Origin of the sequence: Nocardia tenerifensis NBRC 101015 (assembly GCF_000308715.1) — a bacterium.
Taxonomy (GTDB): Bacteria; Actinomycetota; Actinomycetes; order Mycobacteriales; family Mycobacteriaceae; genus Nocardia; species Nocardia tenerifensis.
Map to the genome: position 1 here is coordinate 1 of NZ_BAGH01000121.1, position 7,640 is coordinate 7,640.

At 68.0% G+C, this 7,640-nt stretch carries 7 protein-coding genes and 1 pseudogene; 5 read left to right on the forward strand and 3 right to left on the reverse strand.

The window, feature by feature from the left end; all coding sequences use genetic code 11:
- Positions 1 to 481, forward strand: a 481-nt coding sequence (locus ON39_RS10310) for a cobalamin biosynthesis protein (protein ID WP_040733225.1), incomplete at its 5' end; no start/stop codon positions are given.
- 705 nt (positions 482 to 1,186) lie between these two features.
- Here the strand turns inward: ON39_RS10310 and ON39_RS10315 are convergent.
- Positions 1,187 to 2,067, reverse strand: a pseudogene (locus tag ON39_RS10315) (SURF1 family cytochrome oxidase biogenesis protein).
- The gene (locus tag ON39_RS10320) at positions 2,067 to 2,558 is read right to left on the reverse strand and encodes a low molecular weight protein-tyrosine-phosphatase (protein WP_040733227.1); all 492 of its coding nucleotides are present in this window, start codon (positions 2,556 to 2,558) and stop codon (positions 2,067 to 2,069) included. Before ON39_RS10320 ends, ON39_RS10315 begins: the two are co-directional and overlap by 1 nt.
- 508 nt (positions 2,559 to 3,066) lie before the next feature.
- Between ON39_RS10320 and ON39_RS10325 the strand changes: the two genes are divergently transcribed.
- The 3 genes from ON39_RS10325 (at position 3,067) to ON39_RS10335 (ending at position 6,416) form a co-directional block, all read left to right on the forward strand.
- Entirely contained in the window at positions 3,067 to 4,005 is a 939-nt protein-coding gene (locus tag ON39_RS10325) for an Rpn family recombination-promoting nuclease/putative transposase (protein WP_146251339.1), read from the forward strand.
- Positions 4,006 to 4,152: 147 nt separating this feature from the next.
- Positions 4,153 to 5,193, forward strand: coding sequence for an Rv2231c family histidinol phosphate aminotransferase CobC (cobC, locus tag ON39_RS10330; protein ID WP_040733229.1), 1,041 nt, complete (start codon positions 4,153 to 4,155; stop codon positions 5,191 to 5,193).
- A 101-nt stretch (positions 5,194 to 5,294) separates the two neighbouring features.
- Entirely contained in the window at positions 5,295 to 6,416 is a 1,122-nt protein-coding gene (locus ON39_RS10335; protein WP_040733230.1) for a Nif3-like dinuclear metal center hexameric protein, read from the forward strand.
- Here ON39_RS10335 and ON39_RS10340 read toward each other — a convergent pair.
- Positions 6,410 to 6,715, reverse strand: a complete 306-nt coding sequence (locus tag ON39_RS10340; RefSeq protein WP_040733233.1) for a zinc ribbon domain-containing protein — start codon at positions 6,713 to 6,715, stop codon at positions 6,410 to 6,412. The two genes, ON39_RS10335 and ON39_RS10340, sit on opposite strands and share 7 nt — an antisense overlap.
- Before the next feature lie 138 nt (positions 6,716 to 6,853).
- Here ON39_RS10340 and ON39_RS10345 point away from each other — a divergent pair, with 138 nt between their 5' ends.
- On the forward strand, positions 6,854 to 7,495 hold the full coding sequence (locus tag ON39_RS10345) for a hypothetical protein (RefSeq protein WP_040733234.1): 642 nt from the start codon (positions 6,854 to 6,856) through the stop codon (positions 7,493 to 7,495).
- Positions 7,496 to 7,640 lie beyond the last annotated feature (145 nt).

The window sequence follows — 7,640 nt, forward strand, 5'->3', positions numbered from 1 at the left end:
CGCCGGCGTGCCGGGCCTGCTCGGCTACCGCGCGATTAACACGCTCGACGCCATGATCGGCTACCGCAACGACCGCTACCGTCAGTTCGGTTGGGCCGCCGCACGCACCGACGATCTCGCCAACCTCCTGCCCGCCCGCCTCACCGGGCTGCTCACCGTCGCCCTTGCCCCGCTGGTCGGCGGCCGCCGCGCCGCCGCCCGCGACGCCTGGCGCCGCGACGCCGCGAAACACCCCAGCCCCAACGCCGGTGTGGTCGAGGCCTCGATGGCGGGCGCACTCGGCGTCCGCCTCGGTGGCCGCACCCAGTACCGCCACGGCACCGAACTCCGCCCGACGCTGGGCGACGGTCCAGCACCGACGGTCGCGGATCTGCACCGCGCGGTCCAGCTGTCGGAGGCAGTGCAGTGGGCGTCGGTCGTGGTGGCGGCGCTGTGGGCGGTGACGTCGGGTCGGTGCGCGAGGCGCAAGTTTCCGTCGTAGGGGCGAGGACGTGAAGGCAGTGCCTGAGCGGTAGGTCTGCGTCATGGTGCCGCGAGGTGGGGTGCGTATGAGCCTGTCTCTGCCGAAGTCTGGGCGATACAGTCCCGCGTGCGTCCGCAGTCAGGGCGATACAGCTTCGCGTGCGCCCGCACCGTCCTGGTGTCGGGGACGCGGGTTGCGTGCGAATTTCTCGAGCGCCGGGCGGTTCCGGCTCGAGCTGCGCCATTAACCGCGTGCACGCACACCACGTGCGTGAGCGAGCGACTCGACCAGTTGGAGGTGGCTGTAGCTGGCGACCACCGTGCCGCGATGGGAAGCAGGCTGCGCGTGAGGCGCCCTGGCCTGTCGTAGTCCAGGTAATGCAGGTCCCACGCGGCAAGCTCGTTGCCGTACTAGCGCCAGAGACGCGGGTTGTGCGTGAACTCGTTCACCACTGGGCGGCAGGCGGTTTCGGAATTCAACTGAAGCTGCGCCATCCACCGCGTCGGTGCACATGGCTTGCCCGAGCGACTCGACCAGTCGGAAGTGGCTGTCGTTGGCGATCGCATCGCCGCACCGCGCCGCGGTGTGGCGATGCGGGGCGGTGTGGCGATGCGGGGCGGTGTGGCGATGCGGGGCGGTGTGGCGATGCGGGGCGGTGTGGCGATGCGGGGCGGTGTGGCGATGCGGGGCGGTGTGGCGATGCGGGGCGGTGCGGCAGAGGAGTCAGTCGCGCCCGCGACCGTACCGGTCGGCCAGCCGCGCTTCGGTCGTCGGCGCGACGGGCTCGCTGACGGTCGGGGTGCTCGTGGTGGCCGGCTCGGCGGATTCGGTTGCGGGCGTTGCCTTTTCCCTGCGGCGCTCGCGGATCTCGGCGTAGAGGAAGTAGCCGAGTCCGAGGGGCGCCATGATGCCGAAGGCGAGCCATTGCAGGCCGTAGGAGAGGTAGGGTCCAGCGTCGAGTTGGGGGAGGGGGTGGGGGTGAAGGCGCCGGGCTGATTCTCGCTGAGTTGCAGGTAGCCGCCGCGTTCGCCGGTGGGGATCGGCGTCAGCGGCTGCTGGAGGAACGCGGCCTCCTGCGCGGTGTCGATCGAGTACACCTGCCGGTATCCGTCCTGGACCGACGGGTCCTTGCCCGGCGTAATGCCCTCGGACATCCGCACTCTCGCCTCGATCCGCTGCGGGCCGGCGGGCGGGTCGGGGATCGGCGGCGGGCGTGAACCGTCCACCGCCGCGACCAATCCGCGGTCGATGAGCAGCAGGCGTCCGTCGTCGAGCCGGAACGTACCGAGCACCGCGTAGCCGGGCGCCCCGTCGAGGTGACGCAGCCGGACCAGCACCGTCGAGTCCGGCAGATAACTGCCGGAGGCGATGACCTTGCGCCATTCGGTATGCGAGTCGTCGTCGGCGGGGCTGCTCAAAACGGTGGTGATGTCGACGGGCGCGGCGCCCACCGAGTCGGCGATCAGCTGATTGCGGTGCGAGGTGGTCGTGTTCTTGCCGAGCTGCCACGGCGCGAGCACCGTGAAGCACAGGTAGGCGAACACGGCGACCACCGCGGCCAGGATCACCCAGCTCGGCCGCAGCAGGAAAGCCAACCGCCGCATCACGCGCGCCCGTCGAGCGAGGGCTCGCCCAGCTCCGCGCGCACCCAGTCGAGCAGCCCCGGCATGGCCGCCTCGATCTGATCGCGGACCAGCTCGAAGTCGGCGGAGTCGCCGTAGTAGGGGTCGGGCACGTCGGTGCCGTCGGCGTCCGGATCGAAGCTGCGCAGCAGTCTGCGCCGCTCCGACGGCACCCCGAGCCGAGCCAGCTCGCGTTCGTGGGAGGTGTCCAGGGCGATCAGTAGATCGGCGTCGCGGTGATCGTCGCCGAAGACGGCGGCCACGTGACCGGTGCCGTAGCCGTACTTGCGCAGGGTCGCGGTGGTGCGATGGTCCGCGTCGTCTCCGACATGCCAGGAACCCGTCCCCGCACTGCTCACCCGCACCCGGTCGGCCAGTCCCGCGCGGGCGAGATGGGTCGCGAAAATCTTCTCCGCCATCGGAGAACGGCAGATATTGCCGGTACAGACGAAGCTGACGTGAAGCTCACCCATTGATGCCCTGCCCAGACATGGTTTTACGCCGCCTCCAGTAGCTCTTCGGCACTCGCGACAAGGGGTAAGACGGCACCGTGGCTCTGTGGGCCTGGTCCATCGCTGCTGCCACCTTGTCTAGTTCCGTGTCGAACAGGCGCGCAGCGTTGCGCTCGCGTCCTTGTCCCCGAGCATACGAGCCGGCGTCTCGGCGCTCGCATCGGCCGACACTGCCAGGGAAGCACGCGTGTGCAGGGGGGCGTGAGAAGACCGTGTAGGTCGAACGCGGGACCGTAGATCGCGATGTTTCTCGGGTGGGTAATTGTCAGCTCAGCCGCTGTGCCTCGATCATCACCAGTCGGCCATCGAACATGACGAAACTCATTGACGCCTATCGAATTGGCCCCGCATTACCCACAGTCGTGGTGAGAGCTTGTTCGGTGATGAGGAAGTGAAATCTATGTCGGGAATCCGTCTCCATGAATGGGAACGTTCCATAAGCGAAAGTTTCGGTGCTACAAGGTAATTCGTGGAACGTTGCACGGAATCGAAATTCGTTTTTGTCGGTGTGATCGAGTATCTTCGCAGCATGTCCGATGTGCCTAACAATCCGCATGACACCTATTTCCGGCGGGTGTCGACCCGCTCGCCCGACGCGGTGTGTGCAATTCGTGACGCGGTTCCTGAGATCCTGGCGGAACTGGTGGATTGGTCGGTGATGGAGCTGCTGTCGTGCAGTTTCATCTCGAGAGAATTACGCTCCCGCTACACCGACATCCTCTACCGCACCCGCATGGCGGGCCGCGAGGCCTACATTTATGTGCTCTTGGAACATCAGAGCAGCGTCGACCGCATGATGGCGCGGCGGATGCTGGGCTATCTGGTCGACATCTGGCGTTACTACCTGCGTCAGAACCCGAATGCCCGAACGCTGCCGCCGGTGATCCCGGTGGTGGTGCACAACAACAGCACCGGATGCGTGTGGAGCGCCGAGACCGAGGTCTATGACCTGATCGATGTGGAGGAACCAGCCCGATCAGCGCTGGACCCGTGGCTACCGCGGCTTCAATTCTTGCTTGATGACGTCGCCACGATGGACATGCAGGCTCTGCGGGCCAGAAAGCTAACTTTCGCGGCGTGGATGATGGTGTTGCAGCAGATCGCGCGGGGCAATCCCCACCTCGACGCGCACATGAAACCCCTGCTAGACGACCTATGGGTGATGCTGCAGCAACCTGGCGGGATGGAAGATGTGATCACGGTGTTGACGTACATTATCAACCTCGGTGCAACTACCGCAGACAGCCAGGAGCGTACCGAAGCCTTGATCAGACTTTTGACTTCGGAGTTCGGGTCGATGCCTGGCCGTATCGTCGATGCTGTGAACAACGCAGACCGGACGCAATTGCAAACCTGGTTCGGACTCGTTCTGACGGCCGGCGGCCTGGATCAGATCTTCGGCGTGTAGCCCAGACGAGCCAGGACGGTGTCCCGGCGCGGTTGGAGCCGTTAAACGGCTCGTCCAACGGGTGCGGCCGTAATCGCTTCCGCCGATGGGATGTTGTGCCTGCCGTCGCCAGCCGTTCCTCGTCCGCGCCACGTAGGGTGGGGTCTCGTGCCCGAGGACAGTGTTGATCGTGTGAAACTGCGTCACCACGGTGACGTGGAGGCGCGGCCGGGCATGCTCGATTTCGCGGTGAATGTGCGGGGGAGTGCGCCGCCGGAGTGGCTGCGGCGGCGGCTCGCGGACCGGCTGGACAGCCTCGGTCGTTATCCGAGTGCGGAAGAGGACCGTCGCGCGCGGTGTGCGGTCGCGGCGCGGCACGGTCGCGAGCCGGACGAGGTGCTGCTGTTGGCGGGTGCGGCGGAGGGGTTTGCCATGGTGCCTCGGCTGGCGCCGCGGCTGGCCGCTGTCGTGCATCCGTCGTTCACCGAGCCGGAATTGGCGTTGCGGGAGGCGGGGATCGCGGTGACCAGGGTGCTGCTCGATCCGCCGTACATGCTGGACGCGGCCGTCGTCCCGGACGCCGCCGATCTGGTGGTGGTCGGCAATCCGACCAACCCCACCTCGGTGCTGCACCCGGCCGAGACCATTCACGCGCTGCGCGCTCCGGGCCGGATCATCGTGGTGGACGAGGCGTTCGCCGACGCGGTGCCCGGTGAGCCGGCCTCGCTCGCCGCGGTTGCCGCCCCCGACGTGCTGGTCCTGCGCAGCCTCACCAAGACCTGGGCGCTGGCCGGACTCCGCTGCGGCTACTTCCTCGGCGCGCCGGAGATCCTCGCGCGCCTGAACCACGGCCGACCGCACTGGCCGCTCGGCACCCTCCAACTGGAGGCGATCGCCGCCACAGCGGAACCGGACGCGGTGGCGCAGGAGCACGAGAGCGCGCTGCGCATCGCCGTCGAACGCGACGCGATGATCAAGCGACTGACCGACATCGGCGTACACGTGCACACCCCGGCCGAGGCGCCGTTCCTGCTGCTCCACGTCCCCGACGGCGAACTGCTCCGAAAACATTTGGCGGACAAGGGGATTGCCGTCCGCCGCGCCGACACCTTCCCCGGCCTCGGGCCGAACCACCTGCGGGTCGCGGTGCGCGGTGCGGCAGAGGTGGACGAGCTGATCACCGCGATTCGCACGGCGGAACTGTGGTGACCGCGCCGGAGCGGTGATCACGCGCACCCGTGTCGAAGCCCGATGCGAGTCACCGCAGAATCGTTGCGACAGAACATGACCGACTCAGAGAAGGGTGAACGATGACAACGCTGGCGGATCTCATCGAGGTGCTCGACACGGCCTACCCGCCGAGACTGGCCGAGTCGTGGGACTCGGTGGGCTTGGTCGCCGGTGACCCGGCGGAGGAGGTCAGCCGGGTGCTGTTCGCCGTCGACGCGACGGAGGCGGTCGTCGCCGAGGCGATCGATTGGCGCGCACAGGCTTTGGTCGTGCACCACCCGCTGCTGCTGCGCGGGGTCGACACCGTCGCGGCCGACACCCCAAAAGGCGCTCTGCTGCACCGGCTCATCCGATCCGGCTGCGCGCTGTTCACCGCGCACACCAACGCCGACTCCGCCGACCCCGGCGTCTCCGACGCGCTCGCCGAGGCGCTCGGCCTCACCGTCACGGGCCCGATCGATGCGAAACCCGAAGCGCCGGTGGACAACTGGGTAGTGCAGGTGCCTCCGGAGCACACCGACGCGGTACTGATCGCCTTGTTCATGGCGGGCGCGGGCGGCGACGGCGACTATCGCGACTGCGCGCTCCGAGTGCCCGCGACGAGCCAGTTCCGGCCGATGGCCGAGGCGAATCCGGCCGTCGGCGTGGTCGGCGAACTCCAGCATGTCGCCGAGGACCGCATCGAGGTGGTCGCGCCGCCCGCGGCCCGCGCCGCCATCCTGTCCGCGTTACGCGCCGCCCACCCGTACGAGGATCCGGCTTACCACATCACCGAGCGCGCCACCCTGCCATCGAATCTCGGCCTCGGCCGCGTCGGCACCCTGACGGAGCCGGAGTCGTTGCGCGCCTTCACCACTCGCGTCGCCGCGGCCTTGCCGCCGACGGCGTGGGGTGTGCGCGCGGCGGGCGACCCGGACCGCTCCGTCTACACGGTCGCGGTCTGCGGCGGCGCGGGCGACTCGTACCTGGACGCGGTGGCCCGCCGCGGCGTCGACGCCTACGTCACCGCGGATTTGCGCCACCACCCGGTGGACGAACATCTGCGCAGGGGCGGCCCCGCGCTGGTCGACGCCGCGCACTGGGCCACCGAATTCCCCTGGTGCGCACAGGCGCAAAGGGTCGTCCAGGCCGGCCTGCCCGACCTGGAGACGCGCGTCTCGACGCTGCGGACCGACCCGTGGACGGTCGGCGCGTCTCAGTAGTTGCGCGGCGGCTGCCCCTGCCAGGACGGATCGGCCGGCTGCTGCCAGGCCTGCGCGTTCTCGGCCTGCGCCCGGTCGAGCAGCTCCGTCGCCTGCTGCTGCGCCAGATTCGACTCCGCGCCACACCAGGTGCACTGCAGGGAATGCTTGGTGCTCAACGGAATCAGCGGCACGAAGAACAGCGTGAACTTGGTGACGAGCTTGTGCAGCACGTGCGCCGCCGGATTGCCGCAGCGTCCGCACACCAAGGTGAGCACGGCCAACCGCTGCGCGTACTGACGCCAACCCCAGATCAACATGGAAACCCCCCGGATGAAAAGAACTATGACCAGCTGATCCTACCTCCGCCACGGCGTGTCGGGGCGTGTCCACCGGATTGGTTTGCGCGGTGGGCGGTTTCCGCGAGTCGACCGGCGCTGCGGGGGTACAACTACCGCATGAATTTCCCGGTGAATTTCGGCGTCGTGCAGATCGGGTTGATCTTGATCATCCTGCTCGGCCTCGCCCTGCTCGTCTCCGGGCTGGTGCGCTCGCGCCGGGTCGGCATGCGGGCGCTGATGGCGCGTGGTGGCAGCGGACTGGTGTTGCTGCTCGTAGCGGTGCTGCTGCTGTGGCTGGCCACGCTGATGCAGACCTATCTCGGATTGACCGGTGAGATCAAAGCGGCGCACGTGGTGGCCAAGCAGGTGCCCGGCCAGGATCACCTGCTCGACGTCGACCTGACCCTCTACGGCGACGATCACCACGATGACCAGCACCTGAAATATCAGGTGGAGGGTGACATGTGGGTGTTGCAGGCGGGCATGGTCGAGCTGGAGCCCTGGGTGAACGCGCTCGGCTTTCACTCCGGATACAAGATCAGCCGCCTGTACGGCCAGCGCCTCGACGGCGTGTCGCCCACCCAGCACCAAATCTTCCTCAACGACGGCGACAAGGACTTCTTCAACGACATGCGGGAGGGCCGTTGGTGGACAGAGCCTTTCGTGCGCTCCGCCTACGGCAACGCGGTGATCGCCGTGCCGGGTGAGTTCGACGTTTTCGTGTCCAGGGATGCGATCAAAACCCGCGCGCCCGCCTGACCCGCGCGCCCGCCTGACCCGCGCGCCCGCCTGATCTGCGGGCCTGCCTGACCCGCGCGTCCGCTTGGCCTGCGCCCACTTGATCCGCGTGCCCGGCTGGCCCGCTGCCCGTTTGTTTCACGTGCCCGGCTGGCCCGCATGCCTG